This window comes from Acinetobacter sp. YH12137 (genome assembly GCF_013418535.1).
Taxonomy (GTDB): Bacteria; Pseudomonadota; Gammaproteobacteria; order Pseudomonadales; family Moraxellaceae; genus Acinetobacter.
Genome location: NZ_VPBW01000022.1, coordinates 1 through 26,196 on the forward strand (window position 1 = coordinate 1; position 26,196 = coordinate 26,196).

The following is a 26,196-nucleotide window of genomic DNA, read 5'->3' on the forward strand; positions in this document are numbered from 1 at the left end:
AGTGAAGGTAGAGAATGTTGAAGAGTACAATCTAAATTTTCAGATAAAGTCATAAAAAAATGAGCGTATTGGCATACACTCATTTTTACTACATTTTTCTAATGTCTGCTTAACTGACTGGCATTACAGCAATGTGGACATTTTTTTATTTCGTGCTTTAGCAAGTTACTGCGGAATACCCTGGGGAATCGCACTTAGCAGACGCTTGGTATAGTCGTGTTGCGGAGACTGATACAGGTCATCTGAGTTGGCAATTTCCACCAGATCACCATGATTTAGCACCATGATCTGATCAGAAATATATTTCACCACTGACAAATCATGCGAAATAAAGATGTAACTCAGACCAAATTCATCCTGTAAATCCTGCAATAAGTTCAGTACCTGCGCCTGTACGGATACATCCAGTGCGGACACTGATTCATCACAGATCAAAATCTCAGGCTTTAAGGTCAGACAGCGTGCAATTGCAATCCGCTGACGCTGGCCACCTGAAAACTCATGTGGATAGCGATAGAAGGCCTGAGCCGGTAAGCTGACCCTTTCTAATAAATCAAGTGCCATCTGTTTACGTTCTGCATCATCCTTGCCAATATGATGAATCTGCATCGGCTCCATCAGGATTTGTCCCACGGTAAAACGCGGATTCAAAGAAGCATAAGGGTTCTGGAAAATGATCTGGATTTTACGCTGATAGGCCGTAAACTCTTTTTCAGTCATCGACAAGATATCTTTACCCTGAAACAACGCCTTGCCGCCTGTAGCTTGTTGCAGTCGCATCAGGAGCAAACCAATCGTGGTTTTACCAGAACCTGACTCCCCAACCAGCCCTAAGGTTTTGCCTTTAGCCAGCTGAAAAGACACGCCTTTCACAGCCTGAAATTCATCTTTTCCAAATAGGCCTTTACGGCTATAGAAGGATTTTTTCAGATCACGTACATCGAGAATGATCTCTTCATTACCTTTTAAACCACGGGAACGTTCCTGTTGTAGCGGAGCGTTCGCATGCAGGTCATGCGCCAGACTATCCTGTTTCATAAAGTCGCTAATCACCGGCAAACGCAAAGGACGGTGCGACAGCTGTGGACGGCAATGCAACAAGGCTTGGGTATAAATATCCTGAGGATTGTTCAGGACTTCTGTCACCGAACCTTGCTCACGAATCTCGCCATAACGCATTACAATGACCTGATCCGCAATTTCACCAACGACCGCCAGGTCATGACTGATGAATAACATCGACATTTGACGGCGCTGACGCAAGGATTCAAGCAGGTCCAGAATCTGTTTCTGGATAGTCACATCTAATGCCGTCGTTGGTTCATCAGCAATCAAGAGTTTCGGTTCACAGGCAATAGCCATGGCAATCATCACCCGTTGCTGCTGTCCACCAGACAACTGGCTTGGATAAGCATCAATCTTGGTTTCCGGTGAAGGAATACCGACTTCCTGCAAAAGTTCCAGTGTTCTTTGACGGGCCTGCTTTTTATTCATGCCCAAATGCAGGCGTAGAATTTCCGAGATCTGCATGCCTACGGTAAACACCGGATTTAATGAGGACATCGGTTCCTGGAAGATCATGGCAATTTCTTTGCCACAGATCTGACGCATTTCACTCGACTTAAGTTTCAATAAGTCCCGACCTTCAAACAGGATCTGACTGTCTTCAGCGACCTTCGAGTTCTCAGGTGCTAATAGTCCCATCACTGCTAATGAAGTCACAGATTTACCACTTCCGGATTCACCGACTAACGCCACTGTGGTATTGGCCGGAATTTCAAATGAAATCCCTTTGACCGTTTCCACATATTGTTTATTTTCACCTTTAAAACTGACACGTAAGTTATCTACGCGAAGTAACGCGGGTGCTGTGCTTGGATTCATTTCAGACATCGCTGCGCTCCTATTTCAGTTTTGGATCTAATGCATCACGTAATGCATCAGTAAACATTGAGAAAGCTGTCACCAGTACCGCCATCGCCACCGATGCCGCAGTCAACTGCCACCATTTGCCTAAAATCAGCTCGCTTTGCGCTTCATTCAGCATACTACCCCATGACACCACACCAATCGGTACGCCAAAGCCTAAGAAGCTCAGAATCACTTCGGACTTGATAAAGGCCACTGCAAGAATGGACATTTGAACCAAAGCGATATGACTGACATTCGGAAAAATATGCACGAAGATACGGCGCATATTGCTTACCCCAATGGCTTTCGCTGCCAGTACATATTCACGTGCAGTATGCTTCATATATTCCGCACGAACCAGGCGGAATACCCCGGTCCAGCCGGTCAGACCCAAAATCAGGATAATCGATAAGATCCCTTTTTGTTGCAGTACTGCTGCAATCGCTAACACCAGCAACAGATAAGGAATAGAAGTAAAGATATTGTAGAACCAGTTCAGCACATCATCGACCCAACCACCGAAATAGCCAGCAATCGCACCAAGTACTGTACCAATCACCACCGCAACCAGCGCAGCAATCAGGCCAACTAAAATCGAAGTTTCTGCACCTTTAATGGTTTTCAGTAGTACATCCTGACCCCATTTATCTGCGCCAAAGAACAGGCTCTGTTTAAGCTCACTACTCTGATCCAGTAACTGACCCCCTAATTCCTGATCAATGGCTTTCATATCTTCAGCCAGTGGATCGACTACACCATAATAATCAATCACACCTGCGCCCTGTTCAGCAGCAATTTCTGCTTCCAGTTCTGCAATCACATCTTTTAAAGGATCAACTGGATTAACTGGTACTACGGCAGATTCAGTACTTTGATCTTCACCTGCCGCTCCAGGCATAGACGGTGTATAGATAAAGCTTGGGGGTGCATAACTCACCGCTACTTCTTTATTCCAGTCCTTGGCAATCACACCTGTCATGGAAAGCAGCAACATCAGCAGATAAAACAGCACCACAAATAGGGAGAACATCGCAATACGATCACGTTTCAGACGACGCAACGCCAGCTGCCATAATCCGGTTGAAGCAGACTCAGGCACTGCTGAAGCATGTTGCTCTTTTTTAAATATCGCACTCAGCATAATTCACCTACTTCAACTGTACACGTGGATCGACCCATTTATAGATCAGATCAGCAATCAGGTTAAATAACATGGTCGCAGCCGCAACATAGACTGTAATCGCTTTAATTACGGGAAAGTCAGAACGCTCAACTGCGATAATCACTTCACGGCCAATGCCTGGAATACCAAAGAAACGTTCAATCAGGAAAGCACCGATCAGTAAAGCCGGAAGTCCCGCCATGACATCGGTAATGATTGGAATTGATGCATTACGCAATACATGCACGCCCAGAATGCGGCTTTCGCCCAGACCTTTGGCGCGTGCGGTACGGACATAGTCCTGATTGACTTCATCCAAGACAAAACTACGGTAGAGACGTAAAGTCGGTGCAATACTCACCACCAGCATGATTAATACTGGCAATAGTGCATATTTGAATAAGTTTTCAGTAAAGTTATCGCTCCAGCCCTGTACCGGGAACCAGCTCAGTTCATAAGCCAAGACGTACTGGAATACGATGATATAGACCAGAATACTGATCGACATACCGATGGTACACAGCATCATGATCATGCGGTCAGTCAGCGAACCGCGCACTGAAGCGACCCCGAGCGCCAAAATGATTGAAACAATCGTTTGCAGGATAGTCAGTGGAATCAGAATGGTCAGTGATGGCCCCAAACGCGTGGTAATAATCTGTGATACCGACTCACCGGTACTCCAGCTCACGCCATAATCAAAGGTCAAAATCTGCTGGATAAAAATCCACAGTTGTACGTAATAAGGCTGATCGACCCCGAGCTGTTGGCGGATATTTTCAATCTGCTCAGCATTGGCCATTTTACCGGCCAGGATATAGGCCGGATCTCCCCCGACCCAGTTAAATAACAGGAATATCAGCAGAATCACCCCCAGCATGGTGGGGATCATTTGCCAAATCCTTCGAATAATATATGCCAGCATCGCTTTCCTTCCTTGACTTAATGTCCTGAAATTTCATTAAAGAAAGCTTTGCTGTCCGGATCACGGCCCAGAAAATCCTTAACCATCTGATCGCCCGGCTTTTGTCCGCCTTGTGCTAGTACAGTCTCGCGATAGTGCATGCCGACTTTTGGATCCATCAGATGGTCACCATAAGCAGACAACATATCGAGTGCCAGCACTTCAGACCACATATAGCTGTAATAACCCGCCTGATAGCCACCCATCAAATGTCCGAACTGACCCGGGAATTGCTGACCTGGAACAGAGCCCAACGCAGTTTTACTTTCCATATCCTGCCAGAGTTTTAATGGATCAATACTTTTCGCATCTTTACCGTGCAGGGCCATGTCGTACTGAGCATATAAAGTCTGACGGGCATAATGCAGGCCGCGACCATAATTTTTCACATTCTTTAAGCGCTCGGTCATGGCTTCATCGACACGAGGACAAGCAGGTTCACAGTAATCTGCTACTTTAGATAAAGTCTCGAAACGGCGCGCCCACTCTTCATACATTTGCGAAGGTGCTTCAACAAAGTCACGCTCTACCGATGTACCTGACTGCTCGGTATAACGGGTCTTCGATAATATTCCGTGTAGCGCATGACCCATTTCATGTACAAAAGTCTCCAGCTCATTACTGTTCAGACCTTTACGGTTGAAGTTGGTCACCAAAACAGAGACCGGACGGCGATGATTTAAACGGCTGCCACCATAAACGCCCCAGACTGCAGCATGGCCATATTTGCCTTCACGTGGATATTTATCGACATAAAGTCCGCCCATAAACTCACCGGTGGCTTTGTCATGCACGGCATAGTATTCAACTTCATCGTGCCAGGCTTTGACTTTTACCGGCTTGAATTCAATCCCATATAAATCGGAAGATATGGCAAATAACCATTTTTGAGCCGCTTCAGTCGGGAAATAATCACGCAGTTTTTCCTGATCCACCTTATATTTGGCCTGACGCAGTTTTTCACTCCAATAGCCTTGGCTCCAACGCTCAATTTCTGCTTTTTCCAAAGGAATTTTTAAGGTTTCTGCCTTGAACTGACGTAATTCTTCAACATCCTGCTTTTCTAATGGCGCAACTTTGGCATAGACCTCATCCAGAAAACCATTCACTGCTTCTGGGGTTTTAGCCATACGATCTTTTAAGGCAACATAAGCATAGCTGTCTTTATCGAATAGCTGGGCCAGTTCATAACGCAGATCAATAGCCTTTTTCATGTATTCGAGGTTTTTCTCAGTCCCTCGGCGGGTATAGGCAGTCTGATAACGTTTACGAGCTTCATCACTCTCTGCCAGCTCCATAAATGGCTGATATTCCGGATAGTCGAAGCCGAGCAGATAATTGCCCTTTTCATTTTTCTTTAAACCGGCGATATAGCTCGCAGGTAAACCTTTCAGCTCTGCAACAGTGAATTCAACTTTTTCAGGGTTATCACGTACATTCTTGGAATAGTCCTGCCCCAGTTTGGTACTTTCTTCAATAATTTCCTTCAGACGCTTCTGTTTCTCTGCGCTGAGTTGTACCCCGGTTTTTTCAAACTGATTCAGAATATCTTTCAGGAATTTTTCATCGACCGGATCTGTGGCTTTCAGTTTCTTGAATTGGGCATACAGTTTTGGACTCTGATACATGGAAGTCAGGTATTTACTGATTTTCAGTTCACAGTCATCTGCCGCCTGACGCAAGGCTGGATCAGGATCAACATTACTATATAGACCGATAGGTGAAACAAAATCACCAATCGATGCCTGCAATGTATCCCAAGCTGCCAGATAAGGACGGGCTTCAGCCTTATTTTTGATTTTCTGGCTTTCAAATTTCTGGATATCTTTTTGCATTTTATCCAGATTGGCATCGCACAATGCCGGAATTTCTGCAGCCTTGAATAAAGGCAAAAGCTGGGTTTGGGTCTCTGCCATGACGGTTTGAGATCCCCCGATCATCGCCAGACAGAGTGTGGTAAATTTCAAGTGTTTTAATGTCATCATCATCTCCAGCTTTTTCTTACTTTTTAGTATCAATATCGATATACATCCATTCTGTAGACAGAATCGGATGGGACTTGTGTCCAATAACATGAGGTTGCGCTAATGCATTACGGTAGGTGCTATACAGCATCATGGTTGGCATATTGACCTCTAGAATACGGGTCATTTTGCGATAAACCAGATCCCGTTCAGGACCCGGTGGCATGCTCTGACTCTGTTCATATAAACGGTCATATTCCGCATGCTTGAAACAGGCATTATTAGTGACATTGACGTTTTTGCCATAGAACAACTGCATGAAGTTGTCAGCATCCGGATAGTCGGCAATCCATGCAGAGCTTTTAAACATGGTTTTACATTGCTTTTCCAGCTTAATGCCTTCAGCAAATGGCATGGCCTTACTGGTCAGTTTGATATGAATATTATCTAAGGTCTTTTTCCAAAATTCGCCCTGTTGCTGACCACGACTGGTATTGGCCGTAATCAGTTCAATCACCAGAGGTTTGCCTTCAGGAGTTCTCCTCCAGCCATCCGCACCGATCTTATAGTTATAGCGATCCAGCAACATGTTGGCTGCCTTAACCGAATAGGGCGTACTGGTTTTATAAGCGGGTGAATAGCCTGCAACTCCTGGCGGAATAGGCATGTGCAGCTTTGCACCATCTCCTTTAAGGAGTACGCTAATCATATTTTCAACAGAAAAAGCCATTGCCATCGCACGACGTAAGGCAATTTTTTCTGGCGTAAAGCCACCTACTACCGGATCTTGCATATTCCAATAATGGTAGTTAATCGATGGCTCCAACATGCGTGACAGCTTGATGCCTTGCTTGACCAGCTCAGGTTTTAACTTGTCACCATCCAATGCCTGCACGACCAGATCGCCGTCGATTTCCACCAGATCCAGTTCATTTTTCTTGAATGACAACATCCGTGATTGGGCTTCTTCAATGACACGCACATCAATGGTGCCGATTTGAGGCATTTTTTTGCCCTGCATCGCACTGACAATCGCCTGGTCTTCTGCACTATTGGCTTTATAATTCCAGACAAAACCACGGTAAGCCGGATTTGGCTTTAAGATAATGCGTGATCCCGGTGTCCAGCGACTAAGTACATAAGGCCCTGTACCGACCGGCTTACTCATTACCCAGCCAGCTTTGTCTTTATACTTTTCAATGACTTCGCGTGCAACTGCGGCAGCTGGACCGTGGGCCAGCAACATCGGAAAGTTCTGATCCGGATTATTCAGCTTGAGTACCAAGGTATAGCGATCTGGAGTCTGAATACCTTCAAATGGATTTTCATAGACTTTGCCATTTTTTTTCGCCATGGCTGTCCATGCTTCCAGCCCTTTGATCCGACCATCCAGCAACCAGCTATTTGGTGAATTAAGTTTTGGATCTAAGAGACGCTTTAGAGAATAGGCATAGTCATAGGCGGTCAGTTCACGTTTTTTACCGCCAAAGACCGGATCATCTGCAAAGTAAATGCCCTTTTTAACTTTAATGGTATAAGTCAAACCGTCTGCACTGACTTGAGGCATATCTACCGCAGTCAATGGCACCAGTTTCGCTGGTGAGGCCAGATAATCATAGGTATATAAGGTTTCGAAAATTGCCGAGTTAATCTTGGCCGAATAACGGTCATGGATATAACCAGGATCGAAACCGGTTTCAGCCGCAGGAAAGACCGTTTTTAAGACTTTATTTGGATTAGCGGGATTGGCAGCCCATGTGGGTGCAGCACCGGCCATCATTAAACTGGCCATTAAAACCCCACTGGCCAGCTTTTTTAAAGCATTTGTATTCACATTCATACTGGTTCTTAATCTTCTCAAGTTATTTTTTAACAGGTTCAATATCCAGATATTGCCAAACTGCCCTGGTCACCGGATGTGCCTTAAAGCCCTGTACCTGTGGGTGAATCAGCCAGTTGCGTACCCGGGTATTGTGCAAAATCCATGGATTATCGGCCTCCATCTGGCGGTTCATCTGCTCATAATATGGAGTGCGTTGCTGAGGCGGCAGTTTCATCGCAGTTTGATACAGCGCGTCATAGGCTTTAGAGGTATAGCAGCTCAGGTTACCTTGCTGGGCATTTGGGCCATACAGCAACTGGGCAAAGTTTTCCCCTTCCGGGTAATCGGCAATCCAGGCACCACCCCACATCATATGTTTGCACTGGGTGGCTTCTTTTAAATTGTCGGCAAAATTACTGACTTTAAATTCAACTTTTACCCCGATTGCATCCAGGTTCTTTTTCCATAGCTCCGCAGAAATAACGGAAGAGCTTGAGCTAGTCGAGTTCATTTTCAGAACCAATGGTTTGCCATCAGGCAAGGTGCGATAACCATCGGCGCCTTTCTTGTAGCCAAAACGATCGAGCAGTTTATTGGCGAGTAATGGGTTATAGGCAATACTGCTTCTATAATTCGGGTTATATCCGCCCACGCCTTCAGGAAGAATCATTTCAGCTTTAACAGCATGCCCCTTATATAGCTGCTGGATGGCTTCTTTCTGGTTATAGGACAAGGCAATGGCACGGCGTAGTGCAATTTTTTCCAGTGAGTCTCCACCAATCACCGGATCACGCATATTCATGATGGTATAGGTGATTTCCGGTTCTTTATTCGGATAATGCAGGATGCCTTTTTTCTTGTATTCACTTTTCAGCTGCTTATTTTCCAGTGCCTGTTCAGCGCCGCTTGCAGTCAGTTTGTCATAGTCTAATTGTCCAGATTTTAAGGCCAGCCAACGTGATTGTTCTTCTTCAATGATACTGATCTTGACCTTGCCGATTTGCGGCATCTGCTTGCCTTGCATGGCTTTAACAATCCGTTGATCCCACTCTGAACCATCCCCCTTAAAGTTCCAGACAAAACCGCGATAATTTGGATTAGCGGTTAACTCAATGCGGCTACGCGGCACATATTTATGTAACTGGTATGCCCCTGTTCCGACTGGATGCTGACCTACCCGATCGCCATAATGTTCGATGACTTCACGTGCAGTACCAGCAAAAGCGACATAGGCCAGAATGTAAGGAAAGTTCAGGTCTGAACGGGTCAGGGTAATTTGTAAGGTATATTTATCTAGGGCTTTTAAACCGGCAATCGGAGCATCATAGTTAAATTTGCCCGTTTTTTTGGCTTGTTGGATAACTTGATCCGCGCCAAGAATTTTGCCTTCGATAAAGGAAAAAGAAGGCGAATGATTTTTCGGATCCATCACCCTTTGCATGGAATAAATATAATCCCGAGCAACCAGTTCACGCTTCTTGCCCTGAAAGGCCGGATCCGGACTGAAATAAATTCCTGGCTTGATTTTAAAAGTATAAACTTTGCCATCCTGTTTAACCACGGGTAAAGACTCGGCGGTATTCGGAGCCAAAATTGCAGGCCGGGCCAGATAGTCATAACGCAACAAAGGCTCGAAAATGGCCTCAGCTACGCTACCACTATAAAAATTATAGGTTTTGACCATATCAAAACCATCATCAGGTGCTTCGAAAGCCAGGTTTAAAATTTTATCCGGATGTGCAGATGATTTTGCCCAGGCAGTTTGCCCCGAGCTCATAGCCAAGGCCAAAATCGTCATACTAAAAAGTGCTGATTTCAAATTTGTACCTATTCTTTATCTTGAAGTTTTATTGCTATAGGAAGTTTTAAATACATCATCCCATATTTGCTTCAATGGATGGGTCAAAGCTGGACAGATGGAATAAACTGAACAAAGCGAATTTCATGCCATCCTTGCAAAAAATAGGGATTTCTTCCTGTTTTTAACTGAAAAAAGTTTATTTTTATTAATTATTTAAAACATTATGAATAACATAATATTTTCCATGAATCATTAATTAAATTTTTATCCTTAAAATTCTCACTAAAGTTCATTTCGCACAAAAATAACTCAACCCTGTTTCATCTTATTGCACTATTGTATACCTTTAGGTAAACAACAAATAAACACAAGTAATTGTATTATAAATAATTTATTTTAAAAAAATATTGTATATTTTATGTAAAAATTATGCACCATGATTAAACTTTATTCAATTTCCCTCTCATTTTTGGACTACTTTCTTATTCATTAAATATTTATTTATTGCTTTGACAGGGGTCTCACTTCCTTCTTTCTTCAGATTCGATACACAGACTTCTTAATTTTTCTTCAATATCGCTCGATAAATTCAAACCTCATTCAATTAAATCAATATTTTTCAATAAGTTAAAAATATAAAAATATAAAATTTTATAAGTTGGCATCCGCCTTGCTTAGATCAACCCAGCACTACTTCACATAACAAAAGGGTGAAATTTACGATGAAAAAAAATAAATTGGTAGGATCTATGGGGGCTCCAACCGTTAGCAAAAGACTACTCAAGTTAAGCGCACTCAGCTTAAGTATGATGTGTCTGCCGCTGGCCCATGCCGAAGAAGCTGCATCTGCTGAACAGCCAACTAAAGTTCAGAAAGTGACAGTGACGGGTTCATCAATCAAGGGGGTTGCTGCACAAAGTTCTTCACCAATCACCGTCATCAAAGGTGAAGATCTTGCGAACCAGGGTGTAACTACTGTTGAAGAAGCTTTAGTAAAAGTCAGCGCCAACCAGGCTGGTTTCTCTACTGCTCAAAACGTAGGTGCAAGTAATACTTCAGGTTCTACAGCCAACTTACGTGGTCTAGGCTCAGACAAAACGCTTGTGCTTTTAAATGGCCGCCGTCTTGCCTATAGTGCATTCAGTACAGATAGTACCAACTTAAACATCATCCCTATGGCGATGATTGACCGTATTGAGATTTTACGTGATGGTGCTTCTGCAGTTTATGGTGCAGATGCGATTGCGGGGGTAATCAACTTCATCACCAAATCTGAATACAATGGCTTAGGCGTTACCGGAGCCTTACATGAAACTGAACATTCAGGTGGTGAGAAACAACAGGCTGCGATCTTCGGTGGTTTCGGTGACCTGGATGAAAATGGCTTTAACGTCATGGGTGTCTTGGACTACCGTAAATCTAACCAGATCCATGCTCAACAGCGTAAAGTCAGCCGCCGTGGTGGTGTAATTCCTGAATTAGGTATTGATGCTGGCTCTGCAAGTGGCTTCCCGGCAAACATCTATGATCCAACCACTGGTTATTTAGGTAACCCATATCCAGATGACTGTAATAATGTTCCATGGTCTTCTCCAGATGATGGCTTCTGTTATCTGAATACGCAGGCTTTGATTGCGATCAAACCACAGGTTGAAACCCTGTCTGCATTAGGTAAAGGTACATTCAAGCTTAATGATTCATTAAATGCAGTTGGTGAATACGTGTTTACACGTTCTGAAGTATCCACTTCAATTGCACCAGACGTTTATGGCCGTACCGTGACTTTACCTTCAAGCAGCCAATATTATCCAGGTAATGGTATTACTCCGGCTATTACAGATGGTGAGTTAAGCGGTGACCCACTTCAACTTTACCTCCGTTCTCAGGCAGGTAACCGTCAAAGTATGTCAACCAATGACTCACACCGCTTCTTTGCCGGTATTGAAGGTGAGGCATTAGGCTGGGATATCAACGCAGGCGTGTCATACGCGAAAAGCGAAGCAACTGATGAATTTACAGGTGGTTACTTACACCGTAGCAACCTGCAAACTGCATTGAATGAAGGTCGTATTAACCCATTCGGTCCAGCACGTCCAGGCGATACCCCTTGGGAATCATTTGTGATTAATGGCGAAACTAACATCGCCTCTTTAGAGTCTACAACTGCAGACTTTACAATCAGCCGTCCAATTTTTGAATTACCTGCAGGTGATGTTGGCTTTGCCTTCGGTGGTAGCTTCACCACTCAGGACTGGGAAGCGAAAGTAAACTCTGAAATCGTGGCTCAAGTACCAGGTTCTGGTATTGATCCGAGCAAACCAATCAGTAAGGGTGATCGTGACATCACAGCATTCTTTACTGAATTCCAGATTCCAATCTTGCCAAGCCTGGAAGCTCAAATTGCTGCCCGTTATGATGACTACAGCGACTTCGGTGATACCTTCAACCCGAAAGTTGGTCTTCGTTGGGAACCAATGAAGGAAGTCATGTTCCGTGCATCTTATAGCACCGGTTTCCGTGCACCAAGCTTGTACGAAATCAACGCGCCAATCAGTGAAACCTGGACAGGTGCGAAATACAATGACCCTGTGTTATGTCCAGGTGGCACGCCAGTCGAACCTAAATATCAGGTTGAATGTAATACCCAGTTTAAGCGTACCCAAGGTGGTTCACCTGACCTGCAACCAGAAGAATCTACATCATTCACTGCTGGTTTAGTATTTGAACCAATCAAAAACCTGGTCTTCACTGCTGACTACTTCAATATCGAGATCGATGGTCTGGTAGGTACAGTGGGTGAATCATCAATCTTTGGTAATCCAGACCTTTATGCAGACCGTTTCATACGTGATAGCGAAGGCCGTATCCAGCACATCCGTACTACCCTGATGAACTCTGGCGGTTTAAAAACTTCAGGTGTAGACCTGAGCCTGAACTACCTGACACCTAAAACATCTACTGGTCGTTTCGGTTTCGGTATTGATGGTACTTACGTGATCAATCTGGACTACCAAAGTGAACCAGGCGGTGAATGGTCTGGTCTGGTAGGCAAATATGAAGACCCGGCAGTAGTTCGCTGGAAACATGTTGCCAACCTGAACTGGTCTTATGAAGACTGGAAAATGATCTTTGAACAACAGTTCACTCGTGGTTATGAAGACTACTCTGGCGAACGTGATGTGGGTGACTACACACTTTATAACTTCGCAACAACTTATAAAGGCTTCAAAAACCTGGAGTTGACTGGCGGTATCCTCAACATCTTTGATGAAGAGCCTGCTGCATCTGATGTTCTGGATAACTTCCAATACGGTTATGACCCTCGTTACTCAGATCCTACAGGTCGTACTTACTACATCCGTGGTACTTACAAATTCTAAGACAAACTTTCTGCAAATACAGCGTCATGCTGTATTTGCAGTATTCATATCATTTTAGCCAAACAAAAAATAATGCAGCTACATCACCTTTGAAATAAACCGTTATTTCTTGTTTGTCTTAAATTCCAGGAGTCATGATGAGCACAACGTTTGAAGACATAGAAAAAAGCTCCGCCAAAAAGTTGACTGGAATTGGTGTCGTGATTTTCTTGCATATCCTGGTGGGCCTGGTGCTAATGGCAGGTATGGCAAAAGACATCATCAAACCGTCAGAAGAACCGGTTGAATTGATGATTATTCAGGATATTAAACCACCAGAACCAGAGCCACCTAAGGAAACCCCACCTGAGCCACCTAAAATTGTAGAAAAAGTGGCACAGGTTCCTGAGGTTAAACCGGTAGAAAAAGTGGTTCCGGTACAGAAAACACAGCCTACACCAACCGTCACTCAACCGGTTGCAGAACCAACGCCTGTAGCTGCAGCAACACCATCCCCAAGTCCGGTGGCTGCACCAGCTCCAGTTGTTGCAGCGGCGCCTGCTGCTCCACCGCAACCAACTGGCGTTACACGCGGCGTATCTCAAGGTGAAGCTGGCTGTAAGAGTCCAGAATATCCACGTGATGCATCAATGAAGGAAGAGCAAGGTAATGTGCTGATCTCTGTCTTTGTGAATACCGACGGCAAAGTGAAAGAGGCCAAAGTAAAAAAATCCAGTGGCAGCCGTTCTCTTGACCGTGCAGCGTCCAAGGCTTTCAGCTTATGTACCTTCAAACCTGCAATGAAAAATGGTGAACCACAAGAATCTTGGTACGACATTCCCTACGAATTTATCTTGGACTGATCCAGACAACAGATTAAAAACAAAATGAGGAGATTCATTATGAAAAACGCACGACACACTTTAAAAAATATCACTGCTGCAAGTGTCATTGCGGCAAGTACTCTACTACCTTTGCAAACCGTATTTGCTGAAGAATCCCCTACACCTGCAACGACAGTCACTGAAACGGCAACCCCAACTCCTGCGACTGTCGCTGAGCCTACACCGCCAGCACCTGCTGCAGCTGAAAAACCTGCCAGCAACCCTTATGGTCTGGAAGCCATGTGGAAAGAAGGTGACATGGTGTCTAAAGTGACCCTGTTCATTCTGGTGATCATGTCAATCGGTACCTGGTACATCATGATCACCAAGTGCTTGCAACAAGGCAAGATTCGCAAACAAGCCAAAGAAGCAGAGCATCAGTTCTGGGAATCTTCTTCATTGGACAATGCAGCGCAAAATCTGGATGAAGCCAGCGTATATCGTTTTATCGCTGAAAAAGGCATCAAGTCAACCAAAAACCATGGCGGTACTTTACTTGAGCGTATCGACTTTAATACCTGGGTTACGATTTCTATTTCACGCGCAGTCGACAAGATTCAAAGCCATCTGAGTGGTGGTCTGGCCTTCCTTGCAACTGTAGGTTCTACTGCACCTTTCGTAGGTCTGTTTGGTACCGTTTGGGGTATTTACCATGCACTGACTGCAATTGGTATTTCAGGACAGGCATCAATCGATAAAGTTGCTGGTCCGGTCGGTGAAGCACTGATCATGACTGCAATCGGTCTGGCTGTGGCAGTTCCGGCAGTACTTGGTTACAACTGGTTAACTCGCCGTAATAAAGCTGTAATGGAAGAAGTTCGTACCTTCGGTTCTGACCTGCATGCTGTACTACTGAGCGGCGAAATCAGCTCAAACAATCCTGTTCACCGCGACACAAAATAAAAATGGGGGTCAACCATGGGAATGATGGTCAATTCAAACGACAGCGATGATGAGGTCATTGGTACCATTAATACCACGCCTCTGGTTGATGTGATGCTGGTACTGCTGATTATTTTTCTGATTACAGTACCGGTTGCAATTCATACCGTACCGGTCGATCTGCCTGAAGAACGTAATGTCCCGTATGAAACCAAGCCGGAAAATATCCAGCTGGCAGTCAATAAAAATGGCGATATTTTCTGGAATGAATCCTATATTCCGGACAAGGCAATTTTACTGACCCGTTTACAGGCAGAAGCCCAGAAACGTCCTCAGCCTGAGGTGCATATTCGCGGTGATCAAAGAACAGCTTTTGAAGCGATTGATCAGGTCATCAGTACTACCCAGCAAGCAGGTATTGGCAAGATTGCATTTGTCACGACCCCGCCCGCTTCACCTTAAGATTGAGGGAGAATCCAGTTATGGGAATGAATGTTGGCTCAAATCAGGATGATGATGTAATGCTGGACGTCAACATGACACCATTGATTGATGTCATGCTGGTCTTGCTGATTATGTTTATTATCACTATTCCATTGCCGAATAATTCGATTAATATCAACCTGCCGAATGGTACACCACCACCGACTGAGGAAAAACCGCCAGAGATTGTGAATTTGCGTCTCGATGCTCAAGGCCAGATCTTCTGGAATGATCAGCCGGTGGCCAATGCTCAAGCGCTGGAAGCCTTATTCAAGACCGTGGCGCAAAAAGCCGATCAGGATCAGATTAAAATCAAGGCTGATCGTGCAACTGAATACAAGCATATCGCGATGGTGATGGCTGCGGCTCAGCGTCTGGAAGTGAAAAAAATCGGAATTGTCAGTAACAACAATTCTTAAGTCTATAGAATCAAAAAACCCAGCATCTGCTGGGTTTTTTATTATTCAATATCTTACATTTGTGACTGGATATAGTTTTGCAGACCAATCAGCTCGATCAAACGTAACTGTTTTTCTAACCAGTAAGTATGATCTTCTTCCGTATCCGACATTTGCTGGCGCAGCATGTCACGGGTCACATAATCGCCCTTCTCTTCACAAAGTTTGACCCCTTGAGCCAGCTTTTCACGGACATGATACTCAAGCTTCAGGTCAGCTTTCAGGCAGGTCACCACATCTTCACCAACTTCGATGTCATCACGCTGCATATTTGGCGTACCTTCAAGAAAAAGGACACGACGGATCAGGGCATCTGCATGCTGTGCTTCTTCCTGCATTTCATGGTCGATGCGTTCAAAGATTTTAGTCAGACCCCAATCTTCATACATACGAGAGTGAATCAGGTATTGATCACGAGCAGCCAGTTCGCCACCGATCAGCATATTTAAATAATCTACGACTTCTGGATTACCGCGCATTTGAATTACTCCCTGCTTTTATCATCCTATTATGGAGAAAAGATTTTTGATTTGCAAAAGCAAAATTATGGTAAATGTCTGATTTTTATATAATTAAAATGAGAAGCACTTGCATTTACGCTCTCTGTTCGGCCAAATCCCATTTATAAAACAACATCTTGCATTTTTCGTTCCGTTTTTATTCATTCTAGCAAGCTGGAATATTCAAACGTTAATTTTTGTAAATATTAATAAGCACTTATCTTGTTGCTTATTTTTATCTTGGACTCACTAGTTTGGTCTGGTTCGTGCATAATTGTGACGATGATGCGAAGTTAAAACAACAATGGTTAAAATATGACATTACAACACAGTACAGCACCCGTTCTGGTGACTGGTGCATCTGGCTATATCGCCAGTTGGGTGATCCAGAAACTTTTAAAACAAGGTTATACCGTACATGCCACTGTACGCGATCTGAATAAAACCCAGAGTTATACGCACCTTGAACAAATTGCAAACAGCAGCCCGGGGACCTTAAAGTTGTTTGAAGCTAACCTGCTCAAGCCCGGTTCTTTTGATGCGGCCATGGAAGGGTGTGAAATTGTCTTTCATATGGCCTCGCCTTTTGTGGTCACCAATTATAAAGATGCGCTCAAAGACATTATTGAACCGGCAATTCTGGGTACGCAAAATGTGCTGAATAGCGTCAATAAAACTGAATCTGTCAAACGTGTGATTGTCACCTCAAGTATTGCCTCAACGTATGGCGATGCGATTGATATTTTGCAAACCGAGCATACCAGTTTTGATGAATCTCACTGGAATACCACCAGTTCAGAAACCCATCAGCCTTATCCATATTCCAAAGTCATGGCAGAACGCAAAGCTTGGGAAATGGCGGAAGCACAGGATCGCTGGGACCTGATCTGTATCAATCCGGCACTGGTCTTTGGGGAGTCCTTAACGCCTAATACTCAATCAGGCAGTGTGGAAGTTCTGCAACAGTTTGCCAATGGCATGACCTTGCTGGGTGTTCCACCGATGTGGAATGGTGTGGTGGATGTTCAAGATGTTGCGGAAGCCCATATCCGTGCTGCATTTAATCCGGAAGCGCATGGCCGTTATATTATCTGTAGTGAGACTTTGAGCCTGCTAGAAATGGGTAAAATCCTGCGTGAAGCATTTGGTCCAAAATTCCCGTTTCCGCGCAACCAGTTGCCAAAAACGGCTTTCAAGATTTTTGGTCCTCTGGCCGGCTTTAGCCGTAAATTTGTTGAACTCAATATGGGTTATCCAATTTTCTTTAATGCACAAAAAAGTAAGGATGAACTCGGTCTGGAATATCGTCCAGTAAAAGAAAGCTTGGTCGAACATTTCCAGCAATTGCTGGATGATGGTGTGGTGAAGAAATATATTCCTTAATTGTACGAGCTCAAACCTGATCTGACAGTGACCGATTTTTTATTGTATCTGTCAGATTAAATTTGAGCTACTACACCGACTTATGCGCCCACAAGCTCACTATTCCTGCATAAAAACAAGCTAAGCAGAAGTCCAACGCGCATTTTTCCACGCTTGCTGTTGCTTTGTATCTAGAAAAGTCCAAGCCACAAAACGACTCTCTTTTTGCCCCTGCGTCATTTTAATAGTTTTTACATCCACTGCACCGCACTTACGCAAGGTATTTAACAGCATAGGCAATGTGGTTTTCTTAGAAACCAGTGTACTAAACCAAAGACATTGCTCAGCAAACTGTGTGCTCTCTTGTACCATTTGGCAAACAAAGCGTTCTTCTCCACCGTCACACCACAGCTCGTTCTTTTGTCCGCCAAAGTTTAACACCACCTTAGAGCGATCAACCGGTTTGCCAAGTTTGCGTAATTTTTGCGTTGCTGTGGCATTTGCCTCATCTTGCGAAGCATGAAATGGTGGGTTACACAGGGTCAAATCAAAACGATCTGAAGGTTTAATCACACCTTTGAAGATATTGCTGGGTGTCTTCTGCAATCGAATCTGAATCCCCTTCCTGAGATTCGGATTTGCCTCCACAATAAATTGAGCACTTTTAACCGATGCAGGATGAATGTCTGAGCCAACAAATTTCCAACCATAACTACGATGCCCAATGATCGGATAAATACAGTTCGCACCTACCCCAATATCTAACACCTGAACTGCACGCCCTGTTGGAATTTGGCCGTTATTATTGTCACTTAACAGGTCAGCCAAATAGTGAATATAGTCTGCTCTACCCGGAATCGGTGGGCAAAGATAATCTTGAGGAATATCCCAATATTGAATGCCGTAAAAATGCTTGAGCAATGCTTTATTGAGCATTTTCACAGCCAGTGGATCAGAAAAGTTGACTGAAAGATCGTTGTATTGATTCAGGCTGACAAAAGGTGCAAGTTCCGGACAACTCTTGATCAGCTGAGGAAAATCGTAACGACTACGATGCAGATTTCGTGCATGTAATTGCGATTTTTGTTGCGGAAAAGATTTCTTTGCTTGCGCCATGTGTATGCCAATCATCAAAGGGAGAACAGAATCAATCAGGCAGGATCTATACCTGCAAATGAATCTATTGTACGTGAATTCAACTTACATTACCGAACCCGTCCTTGTATTTGTCTATCCTCCCCTCTCATTCACCTATAGTTTTGAACTAGCAATAAAAAAGACACCTTAAGATTCATCATCCTGGGTGTCTTTTTTATTTGAGTCATTGTTTAGAGCTAATTATTCTTCGATTTGCCCATGCTCCTTCATCAAAGCAATAAATTGCGCTTCATTGATCACGGGCACACCGAGTTTTTCTGCTTTATCGAGCTTAGAACCGGCTTTTTCACCCGCCACCACGCATTTGGTCTTGCTAGAGACACTGCCACTGACCCGTGCACCTAAGGCTTGCAGTAATTGCGTCGCTTCATCACGTCCCATAGAGCTTAAAGTTCCAGTCACTACCCAGCTTTCGCCATTCAGTGGTTGGCGCGTTGGTGCAATTGGCGCATCCCAATGAATACCGGCAGCCAACAAGCGATCCAACACTTCCAGATTATGCGGTGCCTGGAAGAAATCAACAATCCACTCTGCTGTAATATCACCAACATCCGGTGTTTTCTTTAAAGCGTCTACATCGGCACTACGTAAAGCGTCGAGAGTCTGGAAAGTATTGGCCAGCATACGTGCTGTCGTTTCACCTACACCGCGAATACCGAGTGCATAAATAAACGCTGCCAATGTAGTTTTCTTGCTGTTCTCAATCGAATCAATGAGATTCTGCACGGATTTTTCACCCATTTTTTCGATTTGCAGCAATTGCTCACGATGCTCATGCAAGTGATAAATATCCGAAACATCTTTCAAAAGATTGAGATGTAACAGTGACTCCACCCAGCGATCGCCCAGACCTTCGATATCCATAGCCTTACGTGAAACAAAGTGACGAATAGTTTCGATGCGCTGCGCCGCACAATACAGTTCACCTGAACAACGTGCCAGTGCTTCACCTTCCGGCATCACCACGGGTGAATCACACACTGGACAGTTCTCAGGTAAATGCACTTCGACTGCGTCAACAGGACGAAATTCTGGCCAGACTTTTTCAACCTTAGGAATCACGTCACCACTACGATAAACACTGACGGTATCCCCGATTCTTACATCCAGACGGTGAATTTCACCAATATTATGCAGCGTTACATTGGAAACGGTTACACCACCCACTGCAACCGGATTCAACCGTGCCACAGGCGTTAGAGTCCCGGTACGACCCACTTGCCAGTCAATATTTTCAACAGTGGTCAATGCAGCCACTGCTGGGAATTTATAAGCCGTTGCCCAACGTGGTTCACGGCTCAAGAAACCTAGTTTTTGTTGCTGTTTAAGGTCATTGACCTTAATGACCATACCATCGATTTCGACACTGAGTTTAGAACGTTCTTCAATGATCTGCTCGTAAACTTTTTGCACTTCCTGGATGCTACTGCAGATGAAATGGCGCTCACCCACAGCAAAGCCAAACTGCTGTAGCCATTCCAGACTGCCTGACATTGTGGTTTGACCATGATGAGGAACACACTGGGCAATTCCATAAGCATAAAAAGCCAAAGGTCGAGAAGCTGCAATATTCGGATCAAGCTGGCGTAAACTGCCGGCCGCGGCATTACGTGGATTGGCAAAAGTTTTTTCGCCTTTCGCAGCATTGGCTGCATTCAGGCGTTCAAAGCCAGATTTCGGCATCAGCACTTCGCCTCGCACTTCCAGTAATTCTGGAATCACGCCATTCACTGGAGACAAGAATTTCGGCAGGTTACGAATGGTTTTGACATTCTGGGTAATATCTTCGCCAGTTTCCCCATCACCACGAGTGACACCACGAACCAGTACGCCATGTTCATACCAGAGGGAAATTGCCAGACCGTCAAATTTCAGCTCAACATCGTATTCAATCTTTTGATTGGGTAAACGCTCTTCAATACGGCGTGCGAAAGCAAACAGATCATCCTGATTAAACACGTTGCCTAAAGACAGCATTGGCACCGCATGCGTTACGGTCAGAAATTTGGAAAGTGCCTGACCGCCTACTTTCACTGTCGGTGTGTCTGGCTGTTGTAAATGTGGATATTGTTCTTCTAAAGCTTTGAGCTGATGAAAGAGCTGATCATATTCACTGTCTTCAATCGTAGGTTGATCCATCACATAATAAGCATGATTATGCTTGGCAAGCAGTTGAATCAATTGACGCATTTGCGCAATGACAGTGGCATCTTGGGTCATAATTTCACCATAAAAAAGGGCGGAAAATCCGCCCTATACAATATTCAGCTTTTCGCTATTATAAAAATCGGATTCTGCAGATTCAATATTGGAATATTAAACTTCTGCAGTCTGTCCAGCACGATAATCAATCGCCTGATGACGCCAGAATTCACGTAATTGTGGGGTCATTTCCTGCTGGTTCTGATCATAGACCAGACCATCCACTTCACGCGCAATCAGACGTGAAATGCTGTCCATAGTATCGAAGGCATTCTGTACATCGCTATGCGGTAAAGCCAGGAAGAACGCCAAACCTTTGACTTCTTCAGTCGACAGAGTTTCTAAGTCAAAACCTTCCATACCGGTATCTGCCATACGCAATACCGAAAATAGCAATTTCGAGCCATCTTCACTATAACGATGGAAACATGCCAGCTCACCATAACGCAGGCCATATTTCAGTAAAACTTTTAGAGTTTTTTCGCCTGAAAGAGCACGGCCCTGTGGATAAACATGCAATGAAATAATCGTTTCAGCATTAGCCAGCGAACATTCTTCATCCACAATTTTTTGCTCATGGAGATGTGCATCCAGAATACTACTTTCATCATTGAAGTCAGAAATTTCAGCTTTCTCGATATTGCTATTCAGGCTAAATTCAGCTGCTTTAGGTTCTTTTTCTGCTTCTGCTACGTCTACTATTTCAGGCTTGTTTTCTTGTTCAGCAGATGTTGCGGTTTCTTCAGCTTTGGTTACTTCCGGTTCTGCTTCCTCTGCAACCACCGGTGTATCGAGTGGACTTGCTGCTTTGCTTTCTGGCTGGACGGTTTCAGTCAAAGTTGGCTCTACTTTGGCTGCTTCTTGTTGTTCTGCCACAGGTGCAATGTTGTCTACTGCTTCTTCATTCAGGCTCGGTTCAACACGTGCAGCTGCCGGACTTTCGGTTTTAGACAGTTGAGAACGTACATGCCTCGGAATAACCGGAGTCTGACTGTCAGGATCAATATGCAGATCCGCATCCAGTGACGGTACAGCCTCCGCAGGTTTTTTCAAGATCAGTCTTATGCCGAATAGCATAATCACAATTGCAATAACAATCCCGATAATTGTGGTGATTTCCATGTTATACCTCCGCAGCTAAGCCGTATTCTTTTGCCTGTTCCAAATTTACTGTCACTAATTTTGAGGTTCCCGGTTCAGGCATGGTTACACCTAAAAGATCAGTCGCCATCATCATTGCAAGTTTGTTATGGGTAATATAAATAAATTGCACTTGTTCAGAAAGCTCTTTGACTAAATTACAAAAACGTCCCACATTGGCATCGTCCAGCGGTGCATCCACTTCGTCCAATACACAGAATGGTGCCGGATTTAAGCGGAAAATTGCAAAGACCAGTGCTAATGCGGTTAAAGCTTTTTCACCACCAGAAAGTAATGCCAGTGAACTGTTACGCTTGCCCGGTGGGCGAGCCATCAGTTTTACACCCGATTGCCATCCATCTTCAAGACTTAAACTCGCTTCACCGCCCTCAAATACTTTCGGGAACAGGTTTTGTAGCTCGGCATTGACCTGATCGAAGGTATTCATAAACAGCTTACGGGTTTCCTGATCAATACTTTTCATTGCTGCCTGCAGCTGTTCAACGGTATTTTCCAGATCCTGAATCTGATGGTTGAGTTCATCATAGCGTTTCGAAACTTCTTCATACTCTTCAGAAGCTGCCAGATTCACTGCACCCAGTTTATCGAATTGAGCCTGGGCTTTTTCCAGTTTAGCCTGATGTACTTTTACATCAATATTTAGCCCTGAAATTACTTCACTATTCAACTCTTTCAGTTGTTCTGAATAATGCTGTAAATCAGATCTGGCAGCTTGCCAAGCCAGACGTTTGGCTTCAAGTTCAGTACGCAGTTGTTCATCTTGCTGCTGGAAAGTATGGCGCTGCTCAGTCAGGTGCTGCTGCTTGCTCTGGATCTGATTCAGCTCGATCTGCCAGTCTGCCCAGGTTTTTTGCAGTTTTTCCGTGATCAGTGCCTGTTCATTGAACTGGCTCTGTAAAGCAGGTAATTCCAGCTGTACCGGATCGACAAACTTTTTGGCCTGTTCTATTTGCGCAATAATCTGTTGATATTGCTCTTTTAAAAACAGCTGGTCTTTTTCCAGCAGTTCAGCCTGCTGCTGACTTTGTACCGTTTGACGGCGCAGTACTTCTAATTCCTGCTGCGCCTGCTGAGTGACTAGCTGTGAGTCTTCCAGCTGGGCATTGAGTTCTTCCAACTGAAATTGCAAGGTCTTGTAATTGGGCAGTGCCTGTTCCAGTTTCAGATTCAGTGCATGCAGATCAATTTCCAGATCATCTTTCTGCATCGCATCTTCTTCCAGCTGCTCATCCAGTTGCTGTAACTGGTTCTGCAATTGCTGTTTCTGTACCGCAAAGGCCTGCGTCGCACTCTGAACTTTGGCAATGTTCAGATCAAGCTGTTGTAACTGCTTTTGTGCCTGCTTCTGCTGCTCATTGATGCTTTGAATCTGGCTTTGCAAAGCTTTTACTTGAGCAGTGAGTTCAGGAAGCTGTTGCTCTAGATCTGCGAATTTTGGTTCAAGCTGAATCAGTTGCTGCTCGATTTCATCCAGACGAATACGATGACTCAGTGCTCCTTGTCCCGCCTGACTGGCTTCATCATAGTCCAGTGCAATCATCCAGTCGGGGCCGACATGATAGCCATCCAGACTTAAGATCGACTGGCCTGTTCTCAGCTGAGTTTGTAAACCAAGTGCCTGTTTAAAGTTCTCAGCTACGGCCACCTGTTGCCAGAGCGAATATTGAGGCGCTTCAATCCAGTCTGCTAAACAAGGGAGCCCATCAAGCTGAATATTATCCTGTGTCGTCTGAGCTTTGAGCTGGCGTGCACTATTTTCCAAAAAATGCTCAGTTTCTTCTAGTACTTGTGCAGAAAGCCATTTCGCCAGGAACTTTTCAATCAGGCTGGCATGAGCTTTGGCCTGTGGATTCAGCTTCAGCACCTGCATTAACTGCACCGCATCCGCTTTGGCGTTTGGATTGGCTTTGGTCAGTAACTGGCTCAGGTTTTTGCGTTCTGAATGCAGTACCTGAATTTCTGATTTCAGCTGCATGAGCATTTGCTGCTGACTTGCCTGTTCTGCCTGTAGCTGCTCAAGCTCAGTTTTCAGTGTTTTGAGTTGAGCCTCAAAGCCAGTGATTTGCTGTTCAGTTTCAGCTCTATCAGTCTGATACTGTTCCAGCTCATCTTGCTGCGCCTGCTGCTGAATTTGTGCTGCCTGCTGTTGCAAGGTTTCTTTTTGCTGTTCAATCCGGACAATATTTTTAGCCAGCTGTTCACTTTGTGCCAGCATTTGCTGTTTACGTTGTTGCTGTTGCTCAACCTGGGTTTTAATTTGAGCAAACTGGGCAGCAATTGTGCCTTGCTGGAATTTCAGATCAGTCAGACCTTGGTTTTGTTCCTGACTTTGACCTTCCTGCTTCTGCAATTGTGCAGTCTGATCTTCGAGTTGTTGATGCAGGGTGTCCAGTTGCAATTCAATCAGCTGTAAACGTTCTTTGGTTTGTGCTTTTTGTTCTTCCAGCTTCACCAGACTGCTTGAGTTCTGCTGCAATAAGGACTGCTTTTGCTGCAGGGTCATTTCCAGTTCGCTGAGCTTTTTCTCAGCCTGTTGCCATTCAGTTTGTAGCGGTGTGGACTGTTGAATCAAGCGCTGGAACAGTTCACTGGTCGCTCCCAGATCATGCTCAACAGTAGTCAATTCAGAACGTACCAGCTTAAAATTCTCGCCCAGCGTATTCATCTGCACAGTATATTCTTCTTGCAGACGCTGGCTCTGCTCACACTGGAACGACAGGATTTCAATCTTGATGGTACGGATCTGGCCTTCCAGTTCCTTATATTGAATGGCAGTTTCTGACTGGCGTTTCAAGGTTTTAAGCTGAGACTTGAGTTCAGAGGCAATATCTTCCAGACGCGACAGGTTCTGCGTCGTGTGATCCAGATGCAGCATGGTCTCGCGGCGACGTGCCTGATAACGGGAAACCCCGGCAGCTTCTTCAATAAAAACCCGCATTTCTTCCGGCTTGGCATCTACCAGACGGTTAATCATGCCCTGTTCAATAATTGCATAAGAACGCGGCCCCAGACCGGTTCCCAAGAAAATATCGGTAATATCACGACGTCGGCATTTAGTGCCATTCAGGAAATATTCAGACTTGCCATCACGGTTGACCTGACGACGCACTGCCAGCTCATTATAGGCATTATACGCACCGCCCAGCTTGCCATAAGTATTATCAAAACGCAGTTCTACACTGGCGATGCCCACCGGTTTGCGCTTGGCTGTTCCGGTAAAAATCACATCCTGCATGCTGCCACCACGTAGTTGGCGCGCACTGGACTCACCCATCACCCAGCGTATGGCATCAATCACATTTGATTTACCACAACCATTGGGTCCCACCACTGCAGTCCGGTTATCCTTGAAGTGTAAGGTAGTACTGTCAGCAAAAGATTTGAAGCCTGAAAGTTTTAAACTGCTTAAACGCATAGTGTCCTGATTTAACGTCGTGAGCGTCTGGCCCACGCGAGTTCAATTTGTTTCATCCGTATCAGAGATTCCAACACAAGGTTGCGCAAGTGTCGACAAAAATCTTCCATAAATAACGTCGCCTGATGGGATTTACGAATTAAAATCGCTTCCGTCACCAGTTTAAATAATTCAAAAGATTCCTGTAGCTCACGTCTTGAAATATTCAGGGTCAGAAAATAGCTACGGCGTAAAGATGGCAGCAGTTCCTGATAGTAGCGCATCAGGTAAAGATTACCGACCATCTCCTGTTGCTGGGCCATTCCCTGAAAGATCAAATCATAAAACTTTTCGATATGGCCTTGGCGGGTTTCGGCTTCCAATTGTTCTAATAGTAGCTGAATGCGCTCTGCCTCATGACTGCGCCAGGTCTCTGCCATGCGATGTACCATCTGCCCCAGCAATAAAGAGGTCAGGTCAAACAGGGCACGAACCTGCATGGCCGACATTTCCGAAACAATGGCGCCACGACGCGGGAAGATTTCAATCAGCTGGGTACGTTCAAGCAAGAGCAAGGCTTCACGGACTGATCCCCGACTGACGTCAAGTTCCGATGCAATTCTGAGTTCCTGGATGCGTTCGCCTTCAACTAGTTCACCCCGGATAATCTGTTCACTGATATGCTTGGCAATCTGTTCAGACAAACTGTGTGCTTCTTGTTGTTGCATA

The 26,196-nt window shown here is 44.7% G+C and carries 18 protein-coding genes; 6 read left to right on the forward strand and 12 right to left on the reverse strand.

What is annotated here, in order from left to right; translation table 11 throughout:
• Nucleotides 1-165: 165 nt before the first annotated feature.
• The 6 genes from FTU72_RS11020 to FTU72_RS11045 are packed head-to-tail and all read right to left on the reverse strand — an operon-like array spanning nucleotide 166 to nucleotide 9,621.
• Entirely contained in the window at nucleotides 166-1,893 is a 1,728-nt protein-coding gene (locus FTU72_RS11020; RefSeq protein WP_034701592.1) for an ABC transporter ATP-binding protein, read from the reverse strand.
• A gap of 10 nt (nucleotides 1,894-1,903) precedes the next feature.
• Nucleotides 1,904-3,052, reverse strand: a complete 1,149-nt coding sequence (locus FTU72_RS11025) for an ABC transporter permease (RefSeq protein WP_034170660.1) — start codon at nucleotides 3,050-3,052, stop codon at nucleotides 1,904-1,906.
• Nucleotides 3,053-3,059: 7 nt separating this feature from the next.
• Entirely contained in the window at nucleotides 3,060-3,998 is a 939-nt protein-coding gene (locus tag FTU72_RS11030; protein WP_004783323.1) for an ABC transporter permease, read from the reverse strand.
• Between the two features lie 17 nt (nucleotides 3,999-4,015).
• Nucleotides 4,016-6,019: a M3 family metallopeptidase gene (locus FTU72_RS11035; protein WP_180052852.1), complete on the reverse strand. Its 2,004-nt coding sequence runs from the start codon at nucleotides 6,017-6,019 to the stop codon at nucleotides 4,016-4,018.
• Between the two features lie 19 nt (nucleotides 6,020-6,038).
• A complete protein-coding gene (locus FTU72_RS11040; protein ID WP_179992870.1) occupies nucleotides 6,039-7,841 on the reverse strand; it encodes an ABC transporter substrate-binding protein in 1,803 nt (600 codons plus the stop codon).
• Nucleotides 7,842-7,863: 22 nt separating this feature from the next.
• Complete coding sequence (locus FTU72_RS11045) at nucleotides 7,864-9,621, reverse strand: ABC transporter substrate-binding protein (RefSeq protein WP_159123547.1); 1,758 nt, start codon at nucleotides 9,619-9,621, stop codon at nucleotides 7,864-7,866.
• A 725-nt stretch (nucleotides 9,622-10,346) separates the two neighbouring features.
• On the opposite strand from FTU72_RS11045, the gene FTU72_RS11050 reads away from it, so the two are divergent.
• The 5 genes from FTU72_RS11050 (at nucleotide 10,347) to FTU72_RS11070 (ending at nucleotide 15,651) form a co-directional block, all read left to right on the forward strand.
• Nucleotides 10,347-13,004, forward strand: a complete 2,658-nt coding sequence (locus tag FTU72_RS11050) for a TonB-dependent receptor (protein ID WP_180011936.1) — start codon at nucleotides 10,347-10,349, stop codon at nucleotides 13,002-13,004.
• Between the two features lie 137 nt (nucleotides 13,005-13,141).
• Nucleotides 13,142-13,846 (forward strand): energy transducer TonB, encoded by a 705-nt coding sequence (locus FTU72_RS11055; protein WP_180012860.1) that lies wholly within the window; start codon nucleotides 13,142-13,144, stop codon nucleotides 13,844-13,846.
• Between the two features lie 39 nt (nucleotides 13,847-13,885).
• Entirely contained in the window at nucleotides 13,886-14,770 is an 885-nt protein-coding gene (locus FTU72_RS11060) for a MotA/TolQ/ExbB proton channel family protein (RefSeq protein ID WP_179992868.1), read from the forward strand.
• Between the two features lie 15 nt (nucleotides 14,771-14,785).
• Complete coding sequence (locus FTU72_RS11065; protein WP_005234255.1) at nucleotides 14,786-15,211, forward strand: biopolymer transporter ExbD; 426 nt, start codon at nucleotides 14,786-14,788, stop codon at nucleotides 15,209-15,211.
• 20 nt (nucleotides 15,212-15,231) lie between these two features.
• Nucleotides 15,232-15,651 carry a biopolymer transporter ExbD gene (locus FTU72_RS11070; protein ID WP_004783336.1) on the forward strand — a complete coding sequence of 140 codons (420 nt, stop codon included), beginning with the start codon at nucleotides 15,232-15,234 and terminating at the stop codon, nucleotides 15,649-15,651.
• Nucleotides 15,652-15,704: 53 nt separating this feature from the next.
• Here the strand turns inward: FTU72_RS11070 and bfr are convergent, their stop codons facing one another.
• Nucleotides 15,705-16,169: a bacterioferritin gene (gene bfr, locus FTU72_RS11075; protein WP_004783337.1), complete on the reverse strand. Its 465-nt coding sequence runs from the start codon at nucleotides 16,167-16,169 to the stop codon at nucleotides 15,705-15,707.
• A 336-nt stretch (nucleotides 16,170-16,505) separates the two neighbouring features.
• Between bfr and FTU72_RS11080 the strand changes: the two genes are divergently transcribed.
• Entirely contained in the window at nucleotides 16,506-17,573 is a 1,068-nt protein-coding gene (locus tag FTU72_RS11080) for an aldehyde reductase (RefSeq protein WP_034590045.1), read from the forward strand.
• Between the two features lie 120 nt (nucleotides 17,574-17,693).
• Here the strand turns inward: FTU72_RS11080 and rlmF are convergent, their stop codons facing one another.
• From rlmF to FTU72_RS11105, 5 genes are all read right to left on the reverse strand, one after another.
• Complete coding sequence (gene rlmF / locus FTU72_RS11085; protein ID WP_180052851.1) at nucleotides 17,694-18,668, reverse strand: 23S rRNA (adenine(1618)-N(6))-methyltransferase RlmF; 975 nt, start codon at nucleotides 18,666-18,668, stop codon at nucleotides 17,694-17,696.
• Nucleotides 18,669-18,890: 222 nt separating this feature from the next.
• A complete protein-coding gene (ligA, locus tag FTU72_RS11090; protein ID WP_180052850.1) occupies nucleotides 18,891-20,930 on the reverse strand; it encodes an NAD-dependent DNA ligase LigA in 2,040 nt (679 codons plus the stop codon).
• A gap of 96 nt (nucleotides 20,931-21,026) precedes the next feature.
• Nucleotides 21,027-22,034: a cell division protein ZipA C-terminal FtsZ-binding domain-containing protein gene (locus FTU72_RS11095; RefSeq protein WP_180052849.1), complete on the reverse strand. Its 1,008-nt coding sequence runs from the start codon at nucleotides 22,032-22,034 to the stop codon at nucleotides 21,027-21,029.
• Between the two features lies 1 nt (nucleotide 22,035).
• Nucleotides 22,036-25,488: a chromosome segregation protein SMC gene (gene smc / locus FTU72_RS11100; RefSeq protein ID WP_180052853.1), complete on the reverse strand. Its 3,453-nt coding sequence runs from the start codon at nucleotides 25,486-25,488 to the stop codon at nucleotides 22,036-22,038.
• 11 nt (nucleotides 25,489-25,499) lie between these two features.
• Nucleotides 25,500-26,195, reverse strand: coding sequence for a GntR family transcriptional regulator (locus FTU72_RS11105; protein WP_004783346.1), 696 nt, complete (start codon nucleotides 26,193-26,195; stop codon nucleotides 25,500-25,502).
• Nucleotide 26,196: the final 1 nt, after the last annotated feature.

Excerpts from the sequence above, each read along its gene's own strand:
- FTU72_RS11040 (WP_179992870.1), bottom strand. The coding sequence starts at position 7,841 with ATGAATGTGAATACAAATGCTTTAAAAAAGCTGGCCAGTGGGGTTTTA.
- FTU72_RS11065 (WP_005234255.1), top strand. The coding sequence starts at position 14,786 with ATGGGAATGATGGTCAATTCAAACGACAGCGATGATGAGGTCATTGGT.
- FTU72_RS11070 (WP_004783336.1), top strand. The coding sequence starts at position 15,232 with ATGGGAATGAATGTTGGCTCAAATCAGGATGATGATGTAATGCTGGAC.
- FTU72_RS11020 (WP_034701592.1), bottom strand. The coding sequence starts at position 1,893 with ATGTCTGAAATGAATCCAAGCACAGCACCCGCGTTACTTCGCGTAGAT.
- FTU72_RS11095 (WP_180052849.1), bottom strand. The coding sequence starts at position 22,034 with ATGGAAATCACCACAATTATCGGGATTGTTATTGCAATTGTGATTATG.
- smc (WP_180052853.1), bottom strand. The coding sequence starts at position 25,488 with ATGCGTTTAAGCAGTTTAAAACTTTCAGGCTTCAAATCTTTTGCTGAC.
- FTU72_RS11080 (WP_034590045.1), top strand. The coding sequence starts at position 16,506 with ATGACATTACAACACAGTACAGCACCCGTTCTGGTGACTGGTGCATCT.
- FTU72_RS11025 (WP_034170660.1), bottom strand. The coding sequence starts at position 3,052 with ATGCTGAGTGCGATATTTAAAAAAGAGCAACATGCTTCAGCAGTGCCT.
- FTU72_RS11050 (WP_180011936.1), top strand. The coding sequence starts at position 10,347 with ATGAAAAAAAATAAATTGGTAGGATCTATGGGGGCTCCAACCGTTAGC.
- FTU72_RS11055 (WP_180012860.1), top strand. The coding sequence starts at position 13,142 with ATGAGCACAACGTTTGAAGACATAGAAAAAAGCTCCGCCAAAAAGTTG.
- ligA (WP_180052850.1), bottom strand. The coding sequence starts at position 20,930 with ATGACCCAAGATGCCACTGTCATTGCGCAAATGCGTCAATTGATTCAA.
- rlmF (WP_180052851.1), bottom strand. The coding sequence starts at position 18,668 with ATGGCGCAAGCAAAGAAATCTTTTCCGCAACAAAAATCGCAATTACAT.
- FTU72_RS11045 (WP_159123547.1), bottom strand. The coding sequence starts at position 9,621 with ATGACGATTTTGGCCTTGGCTATGAGCTCGGGGCAAACTGCCTGGGCA.
- bfr (WP_004783337.1), bottom strand. The coding sequence starts at position 16,169 with ATGCGCGGTAATCCAGAAGTCGTAGATTATTTAAATATGCTGATCGGT.
- FTU72_RS11105 (WP_004783346.1), bottom strand. The coding sequence starts at position 26,195 with ATGCAACAACAAGAAGCACACAGTTTGTCTGAACAGATTGCCAAGCAT.
- FTU72_RS11035 (WP_180052852.1), bottom strand. The coding sequence starts at position 6,019 with ATGACATTAAAACACTTGAAATTTACCACACTCTGTCTGGCGATGATC.
- FTU72_RS11030 (WP_004783323.1), bottom strand. The coding sequence starts at position 3,998 with ATGCTGGCATATATTATTCGAAGGATTTGGCAAATGATCCCCACCATG.
- FTU72_RS11060 (WP_179992868.1), top strand. The coding sequence starts at position 13,886 with ATGAAAAACGCACGACACACTTTAAAAAATATCACTGCTGCAAGTGTC.